Source organism: Asticcacaulis aquihabitans (assembly GCF_032490435.1).
Classification (GTDB): domain Bacteria; phylum Pseudomonadota; class Alphaproteobacteria; order Caulobacterales; family Caulobacteraceae; genus Asticcacaulis.
Map to the genome: position 1 here is coordinate 146,957 of NZ_JAVGWM010000005.1, position 18,952 is coordinate 165,908.

At 58.9% G+C, this 18,952-nt stretch carries 18 protein-coding genes; 8 read left to right on the forward strand and 10 right to left on the reverse strand.

Annotation, left to right across the window (positions count from 1 at the left end; all coding sequences use genetic code 11):
• The first annotated feature begins 46 nt into the window (after positions 1-46).
• Positions 47-1,837: a putative bifunctional diguanylate cyclase/phosphodiesterase gene (locus RCJ00_RS18485; protein ID WP_316223794.1), complete on the forward strand. Its 1,791-nt coding sequence runs from the start codon at positions 47-49 to the stop codon at positions 1,835-1,837.
• Positions 1,838-1,853: 16 nt separating this feature from the next.
• Here the strand turns inward: RCJ00_RS18485 and RCJ00_RS18490 are convergent, their stop codons facing one another.
• Positions 1,854-2,483, reverse strand: a complete 630-nt coding sequence (locus tag RCJ00_RS18490) for a YqgE/AlgH family protein (protein ID WP_316223795.1) — start codon at positions 2,481-2,483, stop codon at positions 1,854-1,856.
• Positions 2,484-2,643: 160 nt separating this feature from the next.
• On the opposite strand from RCJ00_RS18490, the gene RCJ00_RS18495 reads away from it, so the two are divergent.
• Positions 2,644-3,126 (forward strand): peroxiredoxin, encoded by a 483-nt coding sequence (locus RCJ00_RS18495; RefSeq protein WP_316223796.1) that lies wholly within the window; start codon positions 2,644-2,646, stop codon positions 3,124-3,126.
• Between the two features lie 79 nt (positions 3,127-3,205).
• Here the strand turns inward: RCJ00_RS18495 and RCJ00_RS18500 are convergent, their stop codons facing one another.
• Both RCJ00_RS18500 and RCJ00_RS18505 read right to left on the reverse strand, forming a co-directional pair.
• The gene (locus RCJ00_RS18500) at positions 3,206-4,993 is read right to left on the reverse strand and encodes an acyl-CoA dehydrogenase C-terminal domain-containing protein (RefSeq protein ID WP_316223797.1); all 1,788 of its coding nucleotides are present in this window, start codon (positions 4,991-4,993) and stop codon (positions 3,206-3,208) included.
• A gap of 40 nt (positions 4,994-5,033) precedes the next feature.
• Positions 5,034-5,441, reverse strand: coding sequence for a MerR family transcriptional regulator (locus RCJ00_RS18505; RefSeq protein ID WP_316223798.1), 408 nt, complete (start codon positions 5,439-5,441; stop codon positions 5,034-5,036).
• A 220-nt stretch (positions 5,442-5,661) separates the two neighbouring features.
• Between RCJ00_RS18505 and RCJ00_RS18510 the strand changes: the two genes are divergently transcribed.
• The 3 genes from RCJ00_RS18510 to RCJ00_RS18520 all read left to right on the forward strand — a co-directional run bounded on the left by RCJ00_RS18510 (position 5,662) and on the right by RCJ00_RS18520 (position 10,539).
• On the forward strand, positions 5,662-7,365 hold the full coding sequence (locus tag RCJ00_RS18510) for a tetratricopeptide repeat protein (RefSeq protein WP_316223799.1): 1,704 nt from the start codon (positions 5,662-5,664) through the stop codon (positions 7,363-7,365).
• Between the two features lie 173 nt (positions 7,366-7,538).
• Positions 7,539-9,209, forward strand: coding sequence for a lysine--tRNA ligase (locus RCJ00_RS18515; RefSeq protein ID WP_411267564.1), 1,671 nt, complete (start codon positions 7,539-7,541; stop codon positions 9,207-9,209).
• 145 nt (positions 9,210-9,354) lie between these two features.
• Positions 9,355-10,539: a serine hydrolase domain-containing protein gene (locus tag RCJ00_RS18520; protein WP_316223801.1), complete on the forward strand. Its 1,185-nt coding sequence runs from the start codon at positions 9,355-9,357 to the stop codon at positions 10,537-10,539.
• Between the two features lie 10 nt (positions 10,540-10,549).
• Here RCJ00_RS18520 and RCJ00_RS18525 read toward each other — a convergent pair whose 3' ends face one another.
• Together RCJ00_RS18525 and RCJ00_RS18530 are read right to left on the reverse strand one after the other, a co-directional pair.
• Positions 10,550-10,987: a PaaI family thioesterase gene (locus RCJ00_RS18525; RefSeq protein ID WP_316223802.1), complete on the reverse strand. Its 438-nt coding sequence runs from the start codon at positions 10,985-10,987 to the stop codon at positions 10,550-10,552.
• Positions 10,984-11,424: a PaaI family thioesterase gene (locus RCJ00_RS18530; RefSeq protein ID WP_316223803.1), complete on the reverse strand. Its 441-nt coding sequence runs from the start codon at positions 11,422-11,424 to the stop codon at positions 10,984-10,986. The genes RCJ00_RS18525 and RCJ00_RS18530 overlap by 4 nt, the downstream gene beginning before the upstream one ends.
• A 131-nt stretch (positions 11,425-11,555) precedes the next feature.
• On the opposite strand from RCJ00_RS18530, the gene queC reads away from it, so the two are divergent.
• On the forward strand, positions 11,556-12,296 hold the full coding sequence (gene queC / locus RCJ00_RS18535) for a 7-cyano-7-deazaguanine synthase QueC (RefSeq protein ID WP_316223804.1): 741 nt from the start codon (positions 11,556-11,558) through the stop codon (positions 12,294-12,296).
• Positions 12,293-12,928 carry a 7-carboxy-7-deazaguanine synthase gene (gene queE / locus RCJ00_RS18540; RefSeq protein WP_316223918.1) on the forward strand — a complete coding sequence of 212 codons (636 nt, stop codon included), beginning with the start codon at positions 12,293-12,295 and terminating at the stop codon, positions 12,926-12,928. The genes queC and queE overlap by 4 nt, the downstream gene beginning before the upstream one ends.
• A gap of 45 nt (positions 12,929-12,973) precedes the next feature.
• On the opposite strand, the gene RCJ00_RS18545 is transcribed toward queE, so the two are convergent.
• The 3 genes from RCJ00_RS18545 to RCJ00_RS18555 form a co-directional block, all read right to left on the reverse strand.
• Positions 12,974-13,687, reverse strand: coding sequence for a pirin family protein (locus RCJ00_RS18545; RefSeq protein ID WP_316223806.1), 714 nt, complete (start codon positions 13,685-13,687; stop codon positions 12,974-12,976).
• A gap of 62 nt (positions 13,688-13,749) precedes the next feature.
• Positions 13,750-14,856, reverse strand: coding sequence for a chorismate synthase (gene aroC, locus RCJ00_RS18550; protein ID WP_316223807.1), 1,107 nt, complete (start codon positions 14,854-14,856; stop codon positions 13,750-13,752).
• Between the two features lie 75 nt (positions 14,857-14,931).
• The gene (locus RCJ00_RS18555; protein WP_316223808.1) at positions 14,932-15,936 is read right to left on the reverse strand and encodes a family 43 glycosylhydrolase; all 1,005 of its coding nucleotides are present in this window, start codon (positions 15,934-15,936) and stop codon (positions 14,932-14,934) included.
• Positions 15,937-16,069: 133 nt separating this feature from the next.
• Here RCJ00_RS18555 and RCJ00_RS18560 point away from each other — a divergent pair, with 133 nt between their 5' ends.
• Positions 16,070-17,341 carry a dicarboxylate/amino acid:cation symporter gene (locus tag RCJ00_RS18560; RefSeq protein WP_316223809.1) on the forward strand — a complete coding sequence of 424 codons (1,272 nt, stop codon included), beginning with the start codon at positions 16,070-16,072 and terminating at the stop codon, positions 17,339-17,341.
• On the opposite strand, the gene RCJ00_RS18565 is transcribed toward RCJ00_RS18560, so the two are convergent.
• Both RCJ00_RS18565 and RCJ00_RS18570 read right to left on the reverse strand, forming a co-directional pair.
• Positions 17,338-18,063 (reverse strand): GNAT family N-acetyltransferase, encoded by a 726-nt coding sequence (locus tag RCJ00_RS18565; RefSeq protein ID WP_316223810.1) that lies wholly within the window; start codon positions 18,061-18,063, stop codon positions 17,338-17,340. The two genes, RCJ00_RS18560 and RCJ00_RS18565, sit on opposite strands and share 4 nt — an antisense overlap.
• 72 nt (positions 18,064-18,135) lie before the next feature.
• Positions 18,136-18,927, reverse strand: a complete 792-nt coding sequence (locus tag RCJ00_RS18570) for a DnaJ C-terminal domain-containing protein (protein ID WP_316223811.1) — start codon at positions 18,925-18,927, stop codon at positions 18,136-18,138.
• Between the last annotated feature and the right edge of the window lie 25 nt (positions 18,928-18,952).

Here is an 18,952-nt window from a genome sequence, read left to right on the forward strand (position 1 = left end):
TTAAGCCTGTCAAGGTTAATCGGTATATAAAGCTTCTGAGAGACCTATGTCGGATATCAATCTGTTCGGATGGAAAATGGGCGGACCGGGTGGCCGAACCGGGCACGAGGTGCTGGGGGCTGCGCGTGATCGCGTGCCCTCGCTCGATGATCCCCGCATTCAGTTGGAAGCTCTGCGCGCGGCGGATTCTCTGCTGTGGTCTTACGACCTGCCTCAGGGGCGTTTTGAATTTCGTGGCGACACCCTGGCGCTGGACCTGCCGCCGCTCAAGGGCAGCCTCGGTCTGGATGAGTTGGCGCCCTTGTTCGACAGAGGTGAAATCGATCGTCTCGAGATGGCTTTGCGCGCGCTGGAAGTGCATAGGGCGGCGGAATTGCCGGGCGATGACCATGTACAATGCCTGCTACGTCTGAAAGACCGGCGCTTCCTATATTTCAAGGGGCGCAAGGTATCACGGGTGCTCGTGCTCGGCACGGTCACCGAACTCAGCCGCGATATGCGCCGCATCAAGCGCAGCGACGAAACCGGCTTCAGCCTGCACGACGTCAATATTGATCCGTTGACAGGCCTGTTTAATCGTCAGGGCTTTCTGAGCGCTGCTCATGCCCTTTTGTTGCGTGAGGGGGACTATGATCTGGTCGTGGGTGACCTCAATCGCTTCCGCCGCCTGAATGAGGCCCTGGGGCACGAACGGGCGGATCTGGTGCTCGGCATCCTGGCCCAACGACTGCGTGATGCCTTTGGCGATGCTTCTGTGCTGGCCCGGCTGGGCGAGGACGAATTTGCCGTCCTGACCCTGCGCGGCTTTCCGCGCGTGTCTGAACGCATGCGCAATGCGCTGGAACGCACGATTCTGGTAGCGGGCTTTGATATTCATCCGACCTTTTCGATGGGGGCGGTGTCGGTTGAAGGCGGAGATGCCGCCTTGGAAAGCGCCGAACTGCTGCGGCGGGCCGAAATGGCGGTGGAGGCTGCCAAGTCGAAGGGCGTAGGCGGAGTCGCTTCGTACAAGCGCGACCTGGAAAGCGATGGGCTGACGCGTCTGGCGCTGGAAGCCGAATTGCGCAAGGCCTTCATCAGCGGCGAAATCCATGCCTGGTATCAGCCGATCGTCAATCTGGAAACCGGCGTTATAGCGGGCTTCGAAGCCCTGGCCCGTTGGGTGCATCCAAAGCGTGGGGTTATTCCGCCGGATCATTTCCTGACGGCGACACGCGACCTGGGCATGATGACCGACCTAGGTACGATCATCCTGAACGCCACGGTCAAGGCGTTGAGCCGCTGGCAGACGTCCTATCGCCTGCCGGCCAATTTCTTCGTCAGTGTCAATCTGTCCGCACCTGAAATTGAGCGTCCCCATCTGGTCGAAGATGTGTCACGTCTGATTCGCGATGCCGGTCTGGCGCCGAAATGCCTGAAGCTTGAAGTGACCGAAAGTGACGTCATGCGCGATCCCGTGGCGTCGGCGCGCGTTCTGGAAGCCTTGCGGGACGCAGGCGCCGGAATCGCGCTTGACGACTTCGGCACGGGCTTTTCCTCCCTGAGCTATCTGGCCCGTCTACCCTTCGATACCTTGAAGATCGACCGCTCCTTCGTGAGTACCCTCAAAACCGAGGAATCGTCCGAAAAGATCGTTCGGGCCATTCTGACGCTTGGGCGCGATTTGGGGCTTGATGTAGTGGCGGAAGGGGTTGAGGACATGACCCTGGCTGAGCGCCTGCATGGTCTGGGCTGCGGGTTAGGGCAGGGCTACGGCTTCGCCAAGGCGCTCAAGCTCAATGAAGCCGAAGCCTTCATGGTCGCATCGCTGGGATGCGACACAGAATTGTCCGCCTGATTTGCCGGGGTTAGTGCTAGGCAGTCCCCGCCAAACCTGATAAATGGCCGGGTTCAATACCCATGCTGGCCAGAGCGCGTCCCCATAGATGTTCTGGATCGCCGCCGAAAATCAGTTCCTGAGTCGCGGGCGCGACAAGCCAGGCATTCTGGCTTAGTTCAGACTCCAGTTGGCCGGGCCCCCAACCGGCATAGCCGAGCGCAATCAGGCTGCGTGCAGGACCCGCGCCGCCGGACAGATCAACCAGAATGTCGCGTGAGGCCGTCAAGCCCAGTCCGAGTTCTTCGCCGTCGGGACGGCTGATGAAAGGGCCACCGAGATCGAGCGTAATATCGCTGATCTGGTAATCGAGACTGTGCAATACGAAGCCGCGATCGTTCTGGACCGGGCCGCCGCGATAGATTTTTTGCGTCGCCAGCCGCCGGTTGCCGCTTTCGATCCCCAGTTCCTTCATCATCTTGCTGAAATTCAGTCCGCTGATCGGCTGATTGAGAATCAGGCCCATGGCGTGTTGTTCATCATGCTGACACACGTAGATTACACTGTGGTCAAAAGGCTCGCTCATGGCGGGCATGGCGATCAGAAGCTGGCCTTGATAGGAGACGTGGCCCGGCAGGGGGCCGTCTTCGGTCGTCAGATCACTCATTGCCTGCTCCTTCGTATCCAGCGGTATAGAGATATCATATTAACCCATATAGGTGCGTGTTGTCGCGATTGCAAAAATGCACGAACCGGCGTAGCCATCCGCATCGCTTTTTGATGGCGTCCCGGTTAAGAGGCGCTTCCTCCTTACAGAAAGATACAGCATGAGCTTGAAAGCCGGAGACAAGATTCCCGAACTGACCCTTAACGTGGTCGATGAAGCCGGCCCCAAGGCTACGTCCTCCGCCGAGTTTTTCGCAGGCAAAACGGTTGTGCTCTTCGCTGTGCCGGGGGCCTTTACGCCGACCTGCTCGGCCCGTCACCTGCCGGGATTTAAGGACCACGTCGCCGATTTCAAGGCAAAGGGCGTCGACACGGTCGCCTGTACCTCCGTAAACGATTACTTTGTCATGAAGGCCTGGGCCAAGGATCAGGGCATTGCCGACGAAGTGGTCATGCTGGCCGACGGCAATGGCGATTTCGCCACCGCCATGGGATTGACGCTCGATGCCACGGGCTTCGGCATGGGGCCGCGGTCCCAGCGTTATGCAGCCGTTATCAAGGATGGCGCCATCGACAAGTTGTTTGTCGAAGACAAGGGCGAGTTCCGCGTGTCGTCGGCCGAGTACGTGCTGGAAAACCTCTAGAACCGAACAGGCATCTATATGAAAACAGGCCTTCCGGATGTTCCGGAAGGCCTATTTTTTTGAACGGTGACAGCCAGCGTTAGAATTCGTCGTCAGACAGAGCCATTAGGGCTTCTGCGCCGCCCTTCATCTTGGCCAGGTGCGCATCGGCGTCAGGCAGTATGCGTTCCAGGAAGACACGACCCACCTTGAGCTTGGTGGCATAGAACGGATCATCCGAACCGGCATCGATTTCGGCTTGAGCCGCCTTGGCCATCATCGCCCACATATAGGCAGTGCAGGTCAGGCCGAAGAGGTGAAGGTAATCGAGCGAGCCGGCAGCGGCATTGTCAGGGTTGCCCATGCCATTCTGCATCAGCCACATCGTGCCGTCGAACAGCTTGGCCTTCGTTGCTTTCAGCCCTTGGATATAGGCCGGGACTTTGGAGCCCGCTTCTTCCGCCGCAATATAGGCATCGATTTCCCCCATGAAGCTTTGTAGAGCGCGTCCGCCCTTTGATGGCAGCTTGCGTCCGACGAGGTCGAGCGCCTGCACGCCATTCGTGCCTTCATAGATGAGCGTAATACGGACATCGCGCATATATTGCGAGGCCGGGAAGTGCTCTGTAAAGCCGGAGCCGCCGTGCACCTGCATGGCATCCTGCGTGACCTTCAGCCCCTTTTCAGTCAGATACGCCTTAATAACGGGCGTAAGCAGGCTCATATAGTCACTTGCTTTTTCACGGCTTTGTTCGTCTTCGGCGACATGAGACAGGTCGGCCTGCAGGGCGACCCAGGTCAGGAAGGCGCGACCCCCTTCGATCAGGGCGCGGCTTTCCAGCAGCATTCGGCGTACGTCCGGATGGACCAGGATGCTGTCGGCGGGCTTGTCCGGCGACTTTGGACCGGTCAGGGCGCGCCCTTGCAAACGGTCCTTGGCGAATTGGTTGGCGGCGACCAGGGAGGCGTGGCCAATCGCCAGGCCTTGAAGACCCACACCGAAACGGGCGTTGTTCATCATGTAGAACATGATTTTCAGGCCTTCATTTTCCTGACCGAGCAGGAAGCCCTTTGCCTCGTCATACATCATGACGCAGGTTGAATTGCCGTGGATGCCCATCTTGTGCTCAAGACCGGCACATTCCAGGCTGTTACGCTCGCCCGGATTGCCATCGGCGTCGGGCAGGAATTTCGGCACGAGGAACAGAGAGATGCCCTTGACGCCGGCGGGGGCGCCTTCGAGGCGCGCCAGAACCAGATGGCAGATATTGCTTGTGAAATCGTGCTCACCGGCCGAGATCCAGATTTTCTGGCCGCTGATCCGGTAGGTGCCGTCCCCCGCCGGGACGGCCTTTGTGCGCAGCAGTCCCAGGTCGGTGCCGCAATGGGGCTCAGTCAGGTTCATGGTGCCCGACCATTCGCCGGAAATCAACTTGGGCAGGTACAGGTCTTTTTGCGCCTGAGTTCCACCGGCGGTGAGGGCGGAAATGGCGCCTTCGGTCAGGCCGGGATACATGCCGAACGCCGACGACGCACCGGACAGCATTTCAGAAAAGGCAGTATTGACGAAGTGCGGCAAACCCTGGCCACCATATTGCGGATCGCCGGACAGGGCGGTCCAACCCGCTTCGGTCAGAGCGTGATAGGCCTCCTTGTATCCCTTTGGCGCGGTGACGGTCTTGTCCGGGTTGAGAACGCACCCTTCCTTGTCGCCGCTGATATTGATCGGGTGGACGACCTCTTCGGTAAACTTGGCAGCCTCTTCCAGAATGGCCGCAACCGTCGCTGTGTCCGCATCCGCGAAACCTTTCAGATTGCTGTACTGATCGGTCTTGAAGACTGTCTCGAAAAGAAAGCGATAATCACGGACGGGGGCGACATAGGCCATTTTTATTATCCCTGTTTAGAAGATAGATGTTAGACGTTGTTTATTGGGCGTTTTCGGCTTCCAGTTGGTCAATTTGTTCTTCCAGCCAGACACAGCCGTCGCTCATGTCCTTAATCGCCGCCTCAATGTCCTCGCGCTGGCGCTTCAAGGTTTCGATCTGTCCGCGATATTTGCCCAGCGTGGCGCGCATCTGGGCGACACCGTGATCCTTGGGCGTATAAAGATCGAGGATTTCATGAATTTCAATCAGAGAAAAGCCCAGCCGTTTACCGCGCAGGATTAGTTGCAGACGGGCGCGGTCGCGTGGACTGTAAAGTCGTGTCTGGCCCTTGCGCTCCGGCGATATCAGTCCCTTGTCCTCATAAAAGCGCAGAGCACGGGCGGTGACGTCGAACTCCTTGGAGAGTTGGCGGATTGAATAGGTGCGGTCTTTGACAGGCGTTTCCATGGGCATTTCTTGGCTTGGGGCGAGTGTGGCAGAATCTTACATTTACGTCAACGTAAAGTTATGTAGTTTCATGACCGACGTCAAGCAAAAATGTTTCCGTAAGGGGAACTCCTGGCGACGGTGTGGACGCCTCCGGTTGACTTGGCTGGGCGCGCGTGTAGTCATTGCGAACTGGAGCCGGAGCGGGAGCCAGAACAGACTCGAACAACAGAACAGGGACGTGTCGATTATGGTGCGCAACCGCTTGATGATCGCTTCGGCCGTGTTCGCCCTCTTGGGGCTTGGCAGTTGCGCAACCCCGATGGCAACGGCCCCGTCACCGACCCTGGACACGGCGACGCTGGCCGCCAGTATGTGCGGCAAGCCGTCGGGCGATGCGGGCGGCAAGGCCATGCCTTTGATCGCCGGACTGGCGCCAGTGCATTACGAGATTTCTTCTACCTTGCCCAAGGTTCAGTCCTATTTCGACCAGGGATTGGCTCTCCTGTATGGTTTTGAATACGAGGCGGCCTATGACAGCTTCAAAGCCGCGCGGAAGCTCGATCCAAACTGCGCCATGTGCACCTGGGGCATGGCGATGGCGTTGGGGCCCAACATCAATAATGGCGATATGAGCGACAAGGATGCCGCAGAGGCGAGGGGGCTTGTCGCCAAAGCCTTGACGTCAGCGGGCCTGAGCGACCGCGACCACGTGTTGCTGGAGGCGCTTGCGGTGCGCTACGCGCCAAACCCGCCAAAGGAGGCGGGGCATGTCTTCGCGCAGACATATGCCGATGCCCTGATCGCTGCATCTGAACGCTGGCCGGCCGATGATTTCATCGCCATTCTGGCCGCCGAAGCGGCGATGGACGTCAATCCTTGGGACTATTGGGAAACGGGCGGCCATGTCGCCAGGCCCTGGGGCGGAAAGGCTATGGCCTTGGTCGAAACCGTGCTCAAGCGCAATCCGAACCACCCCGAAGCGATACATCTCTATATCCACCTGACGGAAAATTCCGACAACCCGCGCCGGGCGGAAGCCTATGCCGATCGTCTGGGAGCTTTGGCGCCCAACTCGCCGCATCTCATTCATATGCCGAGCCACACCTATTACCCGCTCGGACGGTTCGCCGATTCCATACGCGTCAACGAACAGGCAATTGCCGTCGACGAAGGCATGGCGCGCGATCTGGGGGCGGATCCAGCTTGGTACGGCTACTATTTCCATCATTCGCGCTTCATCATGTCAGCCGCCCAGCAAGTCGGCGACCGCGCCACAGCGTTACGCGTGGCTGCGGAGATGGAGCGCGGCGTCCCGCTAGACAAAGCGCTCAAATCGGAATGGAGTGAAAGTACCCTGGCCCTGACGCTCCAGGCGCGCGGGCAGTTCCAAAGCCCTGCCGAAATCCTGGCCTTGCCTACACCGGACAGGCGATTGAAAATCGTCACTGTCGTGTGGCATGCCAGTCGCGCCGAAGCCTATGCCCGGCTGGGGGACGTAAGTGCCGCGCACGGTGAACTGGCAGCGACGGCAAAGGCGCGCAAAGCTTTAAAATCGAAGGACTGGCAGAATTTCGCGCAGCGCGCCGATGAAATGGCGCAGGGGCGGGTGGCCCTGGTTGCAGGCGACAACGTGGGCGCCGCCGGGCTTTTCCGCACGGCGGCCCAGCACGACGGTGAGTTCGACTATTCGGAGCCACCTTTATGGGACCAACCAGCCGAAACGGCTTTGGGCCGGGCATTGTTGGCGGGCGGAGACGCCGCCGGCGCAAAGGCTGCCTTTGACCGCGCGCTGACGGTCCGGCCGGGCAACGCCTATGCCTTGTGGGGGCGGGCACAGGCCGAAGTTAAGTTAGGCGATGCCGCGGCAAGTCAGGCCAGCCTGTCGGCATTCGACAAGGTTTGGCTGGGCGATAAGGGCGCTATCGGTCTCGATCGTCTGTAAAGTGGCGTCGGCTTATCCGATTTCACGTTTTCGCAGGCGATTTACGAAAGCAAATGGCCCCTTCGTGGCCTAGGCAATTCTTGGCCCTGGTAATTCGTGGCTATGGCAATTGACCTTCGGGCGCATGGGACGTAAAGCCAACCTCTCTCAAAAAGAAAGGCTTTATCCTCATCATGTCGTCTCTTGCCACCCTCGCATACGCCGGCCGCGCTTGGCCGTTTGAACAGGCCCGTGCTTTGATTGCGCGCCTGCTCAAATCGCGCATCGCTGGGCATGAGGATCAGAAACGGGCCTTGAGCCTGATCGAAGCCGGCAAGACGGATGAGGCGCTGACGCAGTTCGAAGGCCTGGGCCGTGCTGTAATCTTCGAAACCGGATATGGCCCGTCTGGCCTGCCGCATATCGGCACGTTCGGTGAAGTGGCACGCACGACCATGGTCCGCCAGGCTTTCGAGGCCATGACCGCAGGCGCGTGGCCTACGCGCCTGATATGCTTTTCCGATGACATGGATGGCCTGCGCAAGGTGCCGGAAGGCATTCCGAACGCCGACATTCTGCGCGAAGACCTGTACAAGCCGCTGACCGTGGTGCGTGATCCGTTCGGCGAATACCCGTCGTTTGGCGAACACAATAATGCCCGGCTGAAGGCCTTTCTCGACAGTTTCGGCTTCGAATACGAGTTCCTGTCCTCGACCGACTGCTACAAGGGCGGTGTCTTCGACACGACGCTTTTGACGGCATTGGAACGGTTTGACAAGATTCAGGGCGTCATGCTGCCCACCTTGGGGCCAGATCGTCGCGCCACCTATTCGCCCTTCTTGCCGATTTCGCCCAAGACCGGTTTCGTGCTTCAAGTGCCGACTCTAGAACGCAATGTGGCCAAGGGTACGATCGTGTTCGAGGAAGAGGGCGAACGGTTCGAGGTCCCGGTCACTGGCGGCCACGTCAAGATGCAGTGGAAGCCGGACTGGGCCATGCGCTGGGCCGCCTTGGGCGTCGATTATGAAATGGCGGGCAAGGATTTGATCGATTCCGTGAAGGTATCGTCTCAGGTCTGCAAGATCCTTGGCGGTACGCCACCGGAAGGCTTCAACTACGAACTGTTCCTCGATGAAGCCGGCCAGAAGATTTCCAAGTCGAAGGGCAATGGCCTGACTATGGAAGACTGGTTGCGGTATGGCGCGCCGGAATCTCTGGCCTATTACATGTTCCAATCACCGAAGTCGGCTAAGAAGCTGTATTTCGACGTCATTCCGCGTGCAACGGATGAATTCTTCCAGCAATTGGATGCGTTTCCGAAGCAGGAAGAGGCCAAGCAGATTGAAAATCCGGTCTGGTTCGTTTTGCGCGGAGATACCGCGATTAAATCGCCGCCTGTCAGCTTTGGTCTGATGCTCAACCTTGTTTCGGCAGCCAATGCGTCGGACAAGGAAACGATGTGGGGGTTCCTGCGGGCCTATATTCCAGGGGCATCGCCCGAAAGCGAGCCGGTTCTCGATCGGCTGGCTGGTTATGCGTTGAACTATTTCGAAGACTTCGTGAAGCCGTCCAAAACCTTCCGTCTGCCAGATGACAGGGAAAAGGCGGCCATGCAGGATCTGGTGGCGCGGTTCCGGGAATTGCCGGCTGAGACGCGTGATGCCGAGCTCTTGCAAAATCTGGTTTTCGAAGTCGGAAAGGTGCATGAATTCGAGCCTTTGCGTGCGTGGTTTCAGGCCTTGTATGAAGTTCTGCTGGGGCAATCCCAAGGGCCGCGTTTTGGGTCTTTCGTGGCCATCTTCGGTCTGGAGCGGACGATTGCATTGCTTGAGGATGGGATAAACGGCCGGTTGGCTCAAGGGTAATGTTTTATGGGGTTTGGGGCCTGCGGCCCCAAGCCTTTCCTCTCTTGCTTTCTCTTCGCCCTTGTAGGGCGGAGAGAAAGCAAGATAAGTAAGTTTTGTGGGGTCACAGACCCCACGCCCCATACATCATGACCATGAGGCCACCATGCTGCGTTACGCCGTCGCCCTCAGTGCCCTGCTTAGCTTTCCCGGCGTCGCTGCGACCCCACGCCCGATACCGGCCCCGCTAGCTGTCGACGCCCGTATCGCCGAAGCGATGACGGCGACCCACGCCAAGGGGCTGGCCATTGCGATTATCGATGACGGTAAGGTCGCCTACGTCAAATCCTATGGTGTGCGCAATGCCGCCGGCGATCCCTTGCAAACCGACACGGTCATGTACGGCGCCTCGCTGACCAAGACCGTTTTTGCCTACACGGTTCTGCAACTCGTCGATCAGGGCAAGCTGAAGCTCGATACGCCGATCGCCGACGATCTCGACAAACCGCTTGTCGAATATGATCCCGAAGCCATCTACCCGGAAAAATATGGGCCGTACAAAGACCTGGCGTCTGATCCACGTTGGAAGCTGATCACGCCGCGCCATGTCATGACCCATTCCACAGGTTTCGCCAATTTCTGGTGGTTGGAGCCCGATCAAAAACTGCGCATCCATTTCGATCCCGGCTCGCGTTATGCCTATTCGGGTGAAGGGCAAATCCTCCTGCAATTCGCCATCGACAATGGCAAGACATCGCAGGGTCTGGGTGTCGATCTCGGCAAGCTGACGCAGGATCAGGTGTTCACCCCGTTAGGCATGACGCGTACCTCGCTGATGTGGCGCGCCGATTTCCGTCCGAACCTGGCAGACGGCTTCAATGACAAGGGTGAAGCCGGCGAACACGATGAGCGCAGCAAGGTCCGCGCCGCCGGATCGATGGACACCACCATCTCCGATCTGTCGAAATTCGCGGCGGCGCTTGTGTCCGGCCAAGGTTTGTCACCAGCCTCGCGCGCCGAAATGGTCCGGCCGCAACTGAAAATCACCACGGCCCATCAATTTCCACCCTTTGCTCCGGAACTGCCTGCGGCGCAGCAACGCAAAGACCTTTATGCGGGCCTGGGCGTCATTGTCTTTGACGGGCCGCAGGGACATGGCTTCCTGAAGGGCGGGCATGATGGTCAGACCGCCAACACGCTCATCTGTATCGAAGCGCATAAGCGGTGCGTCCTCATCCTGTCGAACGACGTCCGTTCAGAAGCCGCCTTTGCCGACATCGTCCAGTTTATCCTCGGTGACACCGGCGTGCCCTATGATTGGGAGTATGGCGACCAGGCGGGGAAATCGTAGTCTCCACAAATCAGGCCAGAAGGAAGTGCGCCTGCAAGGTAGCGATGGGATGTGCAATCTGGTCTTGCCAGGCCGTGACCTCAACATTGGCCACCGTCCTTCCGACCCGGTTTACGACGGCGCGGGCATAGGTTTCTTCTGGCCGACCTGACCTGAGATATTGCACGGTCACGTCGATCGGTTTGGGGGCGTGCTCGAAATTTTTATGCAGAGCCAGTTGCGCCATGGCGGTAATTTCCATGAAGGCGCCGATAACGCCGCCGTGTAGGGCCGGAATCATCGGATTGCCAATCAGATGTTGCGCGAACGGCAAATGCGCCGTCAGCTCATCGCCAGCCAAGTCCAGCCGCACGCCAAGGAAAGCGGCGAACGGCATGCCGTTTAGAAGGGTTGTGGTATCGCGCTTGGTCTGCGTAGTCGGCAGGGCAGCGGCCAGTTTATCCATCATGTTTTTGCCTGTGCTGGGCTGGAAATGACAAAGGCCGCCTGCGCCGCGGCGACGGGATCGTCGGCGCTGACCTCATAGGCGAAGGCGCGGACGAAGCCGATTGTACGCGTCAGTTTGTAGCATTTGGCCGTTACCTTCAGCACTTGGTCCGGTATGGCGGCACGCATGTAGTCGATGCGCAGGTCCAGTGTCGCCACGGGTTTGAATTCATTGACCTTATCCCACACGGCCATCCCACAGCAATTGTCGAGCAGGGCCGTCACGACGCCCGAGGCAATGACGCGTGTGTCCGGATCGCCGATCAGGTCTTCGCGCCACGGCAAAGCCATGGTGATTCCGTCGGGCGACGTCCCGACATAATAGGCGCCGATGGCCTTCATGTAGGGCGTATTGTCGATAATGGTTCCGAACATGTCGGAAAAGGGCGGCTGGGTCATGACGTGATGATTGTCCAGCTTTACCTTCACGTCAAAGGAAACCTGCTTTGCGCCGCGTCAAAAACACTTGCAAATCGCGTCAAAGGCGCGTTTTAGATGGCTGATCCCGTTTATTCAGAAAGTTTCGTCTCATGTCCGCGTCCCTGGATCATGTTCCCGCTTCGAAATCTGCGCTGGTTCTGTTTTCCGGCGGCCAGGATTCCAGTGTCTGCCTGGCCTGGGCCCTGACGCACTTTGACCGGGTCGAAACCGTGGGCTTCGACTATGGTCAGCGCCATTCCATCGAAATGACGACGCGTACCCAGGTCCTGGCCCGGTTCCGTGAGGTTTTCCCGCTGGCCGCGACGCGCCTGGGCGAAGACCACGTCTGTGATCTGCGTGGATTTGGCGCCGTCGCCGAATCGTCCCTGACGCGCGAAACCGAAATCGTCATGACCGAACGCGGCCTGCCGTCTTCCTTCGTACCCGGCCGCAATCTGGTTTTCTTCGTTTATGCAGCGGCTGTGGCCGACAGGCGCGGCCTGGATCATCTGATCGGGGGCATGTGCGAAACCGATTTTTCCGGTTATCCTGATTGCCGCAACGAGACCCTGCGTGCCATGCAGACCGTGCTGCAACTCGGCATCGAGCGGCCGTATGAAATTCATACGCCCCTGATGTGGATCGACAAGGCACAGACATGGGAGCTGTCGATGGAATTGGGCGGCCAGCCCTTGGTCGATCTGATCCTTGAGGAGACGACGACCTGCTACAACGGTGTGCGGGCCGAACGCCATCCTTGGGGATATGGCTGCGGCGATTGCCCGGCGTGTCAGTTGCGCAAGACTGGATTCGAGCATTTCATCGAGGTCCGGCAGCACGCCGACAACTGATGTACAGTTTCAAGGAAATCTTTCTTACTCTGCAAGGTGAGGGCGGACAGGCCGGTCGCGTCAATGTCTTCGCGCGTTTTGCCGGTTGCAATCTGTGGAATGGGCGCGAGCAGGATCGCGCCACCGCGGCCTGTACCTTCTGCGACACCGATTTTGTCGGCACCGATGGCGAAAATGGCGGCAAGTTTGCCACGCCCGCTGACGTGGTTTCCACGTTGGATAGGGTTTGGGGTGAGGGACGGTCGCAAGATAAGGCCGTGGTCTTCACCGGTGGTGAGCCCTTGCTGCAAATGGATGCGAAGCTGATCGGGGCGGTCAAGGATGCCGGTTATTTTATCGCCGTGGAAACCAATGGAACCCTTCACGCCCCCGACGGCATAGATTGGGTCTGCGTAAGCCCGAAGGCAGACAACCGCTTGCACCAGACACGCGGTCAGGAACTCAAACTGGTCTGGCCTCAGGTCGGGGTCGATCCAGCGGAATTCGCTGGCCTGGATTTCGAGCGTTTCTACTTGCAGCCAAAGGATGACGCCAAACAGTCGGCCAATACCCAGGCGGTGATCGATTACTGTCTGGCGCACCCGCAGTGGCGCATGAGCGTGCAGACGCACAAATTGGTTGGGCTAAAATAGATAGGGCGGGACGTTTAAGTCCCGCCCTGTTGTTATTAGAGGGATCTATGCCGCGTCGAGCAAGACGACTTCCGCGTCTTCCAGCGCCAGTATTTCCAGAGCGGCTTCGTCCTTGATCGCCGCGCCATCGCGTTCATTCAGTTCCACGCCGTTAACGCTGACCTTGCCTTTGGCGACGACCAAGTAAAGATGGCGCGTCGTGGCCGGTTCGGTGGCCAGCGGTGTGTAGCTTTCCGACTGGTCCTTCAACAGAGTGGCGCCCAACAACCGCGCAGGCGTGCGAATCTTGAGGACGTCGCCGTCCGCGTCGAACCCGGAGGCCAGGGTGACGAACTTGCCGGAACGGTCACCTTTGGGGAACGGCTTGGCGCCCCAGGACGGCGCTTCGCCGCGTGAGCTGGGCATCACCCAGATCTGGAAAATCTTGGTCGTTTCATTTTCCAGATTGTATTCCGAGTGCCGGATCCCGCTGCCCGCCGACATGACTTGAACATCGCCGGCCTCCGTGCGGCCCTTATTACCCAACGAGTCTTGGTGGGTAATGGCGCCTTCGCGGACATAGGTGATGATTTCCATATTGTCGTGCGGGTGGGGCGGAAAGCCCGTTTGCGCCTGTATTTCATCGTCATTCCAAACCCGGATCGAGCCCCAGCCCATCTTGGCGGGATCGTAATAGGAGGCGAACGAAAAATGATGCTTGGCCTTGAGCCAGCCGTGATCGGCGCCACCCAGCGAATGGAAAGGTCTTTTGTCAATCATTGGATACTCTCCCTTTTTAACGTGAGACCTATATAAGTGTAACTTTCACTATTACAATACGCCTATCCACCGACCCGATGCGGACCGCCGCCGGTCTGGCCGCGGTGGCGCAGGAAGGCGTCAAGCAGGACGCAGGACATCATGGCTTCGGCAACGGGCACGGCGCGGATGCCGACGCACGGATCGTGGCGGCCTTTGGTCAGCAGTTCCACCTCCGCACCTTTGACATCGATGCTTTCGCGCGTCGTGAGGATGGAGGAGGTGGGTTTCAGCGCCATGCGCGCAATGATCGTCTGGCCGGTCGATATGCCGCCCAATACGCCGCCGGCATGGTTTGATTTGAAGACAGGGCCATCCGGTCCCATGCGCATCTCGTCGGCGTTTTCTTCGCCGGACAGCTCTGCGGCGCCGAAGCCTTCGCCGATTTCCACGCCCTTGACGGCATTGATCGACATGAGAGCCATGGCGAGTTCTGAATCGAGTTTGCCGTAGATGGGCGCGCCCCAACCCGCCGGGATGCCCTCAGCCTGTACCTCCACCACGGCGCCGATGGAGGATCCAGCCTTTCGGATACCGTCGAGATAGTTTTCCCACAAGGTGACGGACGCCGGGTCGGGGCAGAAGAAGGCGTTGTTGCCGACCTCGTCCCAATCCCAGTTGCCGCGTGCGGCCTTGTGCGTACCCAATTGCGACAGCGCGCCGCGAACCGTTACCTCTTCACCGATCAAGACCTTGAGCACCTTCAGCGCCACGGCGCCGGCCGCGACCCGGGCGGCGGTCTCTCGTGCAGACGACCGGCCGCCACCGCGGTAATCGCGCACGCCATATTTGGCGAAGTAGGTGTAGTCGGCATGACCGGGCCGGAACTGTTTGGCGATATCGCCATAATCCTTGGAGCGCTGGTCGGTATTTTCGATCAGTATCGAGATCGGCGTCCCTGTGGTGACGCCTTCGAAAACACCAGATAGAATTTTGGCCTCGTCGGCTTCGCGGCGTTGGGTTACGAAACGCGATCCGCCGGGCTTACGGCGGTCCATGGCCCACTGAATATCGTCTTCCGACAAGGCGATCCCCGGCGGGCAGCCGTCGATCACGCAGCCAAGCGCCGGCCCATGGCTTTCACCCCAGGTGGTGACACGAAACAGATGGCCGAAACTATTGTGAGACATGACGAAACCCAAATCTAAATCTGGCCTGGGGAGTAGCCCAGATTACCCCACGGTGCAATTTCATATTGTCACGGATCAGGGCGCCGTGAAGCGGACATCGACCGCGGCATTGCGGTCGATACTAAGCTGACCATCTTTGAATAGCAGTTCACCGACCTGAATGACGGTGCGTTGAGCGTAGAAGGGATCGGCTTGCGCCTGGGGTTCATTGCCCTGGTGGACGAAATAAAAAAGGTAGGCGTGGTCGCCGGTGACGACGATATCGGGGTGTTGTCCCTTACTGGTATCCGTGGGCTGTGTTCCTGGCGTTTCCAGTAGCCGCGCGTCCTGAAGCGTCCATGTCTGAGCGTCGCTCGAGCGTAATACGATCAGACCCTTCCAGGCGTCGGCAATCATCCAGTAGTAGCCGTGGAAGCGGAAGATCTTCGGCCCTTCGGCAGCCATGTCCACGACCGGCGTGTCGTGACGGGTCCAATGGATCATGTCCGGGCTGTCGGCGGCAAACAGACGGCTTCCCTTGCGTTCATCCTTGAACCACAGGCGATATCCGTCATTGAACTTGATGATGCTGGCGTCGATGACGCGATCCGAGCCGAGATCTAGGGCATCGCCGCAGCTCCAGCTTTTTAGGTCTTTGCTGGTCAGATGTACAATCCGCCGGTCGCCCTGCCAGGTCTTGAAGACGCCGGGCACAACGGTCAGCCACATATGGTAGGTCCCGTCCTCTTCGTAGAGTTCAGGCGCCCATAGGGTGGCGCCGGTGCACGCAGCGGGGATATCCGCAACGCCCGCATAGGTCCAGGACTGACCGTCACGTGAAGTTGCCATACCTATGGCGGTGCCATGCACCCAGGAGACATCCTTTGGGTCGTCGTGGGTCAAGGTGGCACGGCGATTTGTGTAGAACATCATCCAGGTGCGGGCATGGCGGTCGTAGACAATCGATGCATCCGCCGCGCCGTCATAGACCGGGTCGCGATACAGGGGCTTGGGGGCGACACTGGCATTGACGGGTAGAGCAGCTCCCAGCACGCCCAGCAAGGCACCAATCAAGGCGGCGATCGTCTTCGAGCCTCTCATCTGGGCGCTCCTATTTGTCGGACAACTGTTCTTGTTTAGTTGCGATGACGCGATGGCGCAAATTTTTTAGTGTGCAAATCGGCAGAGTGGGGATCATATATCGGGCAACTGGTTGCACGCGAAAGTATTCCCCATGAAGTGGCTCGGTAAAATTCCGTTCTGGCTGAAAACTCTGATTGCCTTCGCGGCCGGAGTTGGGGTGGCTCTTTATTGGGGTAAGGATGCCCTGCCGGTGCTGACGCCTATCGGTGACACCTTCATTCGCGCCATCAAGATGTTGGTGGCGCCCCTGGTCTTCTTTACGATCGCGGCGTCTATTGCGCGTCTGGGGCACGGTGAAGACGGGGTCGGAGGCAAGGCGTTCAAGCTGGGGGCGCAGACGATAATCTGGTTCATGCTAACCTCAACCATTGCCGTTTCCCTAGGACTGGCCATTGGCATCTATTTTCAGCCTGGCGCAGGTCTGGCCGGTTTGCCGCTGACGGTCGAGGCGCACGATCCAATTCCAGGCCCCGTCGACGTCATTACCGGCATCGTGCCGTCGAACATTTTCAAGAGCTTCGCTGACGGCAAGGTCCTCAGCATTGTTTTCTTCGCGATTCTGGTCGGTGCCGCTTTAGGGGCTTTAGGTCAGAAAACCAAAGCCTTGGGCGATATTGTTGAGCAAGGCTCTCAGGTGATGTTCAAGCTGACGCGCTGGATCATCCAATTGACGCCGATTGGGGTGTTTGGCCTGATCGGATCGGTGGTGGCCAGTTACGGCCTGGATGCACTGATGCCGCTTATCCCCTATATCGGCCTGATCTATCTCGGATGCCTGACCCTCATCTTTGTCGTCTATCCGATCCTGCTCAAGCTGCATGGCCTGCGCGTTACCGGCTTCTATAGGGGTATTTTTACCGCCCAGCAGACGGCCTTCTTCACCTGCTCGTCGATTGGGACCTTGCCGGTGTCTCTGGCGGTGGCGACGGAAAATCTCAAGCTGCCGAAATCCTATGCTGGCTTTGCCCTGCCTCTTGGGGCCAATATGAAGATGGATGGCTGTGGCGCCATCTATCCGGCCATCTCGTCCATATTCATCGCCAACTACTTCCATATTCTTCTGACGCCGCAGCACTACCTGCTGATCGCCCTGGCCTCCATCCTGGGATCCTTGGCCACGGCAGGCGTGCCCGGTGTGGCGACGGTGATGTTGACGGTGACCCTGTCGACGGCCGGTCTGCCGTTGGAAGGATTGGCCATTCTGGCGGCTATCGACCGTATCCTCGATATGATGCGCACCGCGACCAACGTCACCAGCCAGATCTTGGTACCGACCCTTGTGGCGCGTGAAAATGGCATGATTGAAAAGGACTCGCCCCTGCTCACCAAGCCAGCGGCGCCGATATCGGCCGCAGAAATTTAAAGCGGAAGATCGCGCAGGGCGCGGCGCTGTACACCGTTGGCGTCAAAATTGGCTGGGTCGAGCCAGGCTTCCAGCCGCGCACGCACCTGCGGCCAGTCTTCGACAATGACCGAATACCAAGTGGTGTCGCGACGGTCGCCGCGTGCGACCTGGGCATTGCGAAACACCCCCTCGAACGTGAAGCCCAGACGCAGCGCCGCCAGGTTTGACGGTATATTGAGCTGATTGCACTTCCATTCATAGCGGCGATGGCCGTGTTCGAAGGCGTGCCGCATCATCAGATACATGGCCTCCGTCGCCGCGGTCGACCGGCGTAGAGCGGGTGAAAAAGTCACGCCGCCCACTTCGACGCTGCCATGGGGCAGATCATAGCGCATGAAGCTGGCGTGGCCGACGGGCTGTTCAGCGTCCAGGATAACGAACGTATGGAAGTCCTTGTTTTCCTGATAGGTTCTTATGCTATTATTGACGGCGGATGCGCTGTCGAAGGGACCGTAAGGCAGATAGCTCCACATACCGCCGTCGTCACGGGCATAGGCCTCATAAAGCCCGTCAGCATGCATGTCGCTGTATGGTGTCACACGGCAGGTTCGGCCGACAAGATCGACGTCCGGGAGGCGCTGACATCCGTTCCATCCGGGCAAGGCCTTGCCAACCGGATTGCCGTAGGCGTCTTTGCGAACGCCGAGCGAAGGGCTGAGGGTGTCGAAGGTCAGCGGCATGTGGCTCTCCCGTTATCGTACGGAGCGCATGGCATATTGGCCCCGAAGACGGAAATCCCGTTTTGTAAAATTTTATGACGCCCAGCGCTGACGAAATTCACCCAGAACCTGAGTGACCGGGCGCACGCTTTCAGCGCGAGCTTCCAGACGGATATAGAGATTTCCAGCGGCCGCGGTATCGGTCGCCGGCAAGCCGCGCCCCCTCAGGCACAGGCTGGCGCCTTCGGGGACGTTGCAATCAATACGGAGGGTTTGCCGGCCGTGCGGCGTCTCTACGATGGCTTTGCCGCCGTAGGTCAGAAGATGGCGGTCAACAGCTGCCGTCATCCATATGTCGTCACCGCAGGCGCGGCCAGCCCCGTCGTTTTCAATATTGATGCGAAAGAACATGTCGTCACGTGGGCCGCCCTTGACGGTTAGCCGAATTTTCTCGCCGTCGCGCAATCCCTTGGGAAGAGAGATTTGCAACATTTTGGTCTGAGTCAGCGAGGTCAGGGCCTCACCGGCGTGGGACATTTCGAATGCCGGAACCTCCAACGCCGCCTGGCCACCGTGTATCGCCTGTTGCAGAGAGATGGATAAAGGCACGATACCATCGTGTACCGCGTTGGTGTTTTGAAATTCTCTCAATGAGGTGGCAACTTCTACAGGGTTCTTATCATCCGACATCAACAGATCGCGCGCGAGAATCAAACGGCGCAGACGGGCGTCCGTGCCACCGGTAAGATCGGGATGGGCCTGCTTGAGGCGTTGGCGGAACGCGATGCGGATATCCTCTCCGTGTGCATGGGGGGGCAGTCCCAGGACATCGAGCGCTTCACTTCGGTCATCGCTGCTAAATGAGTGACTTTTTAACGCCGGCATCTTGAGTTTCTGGCCCCCGAAGTCC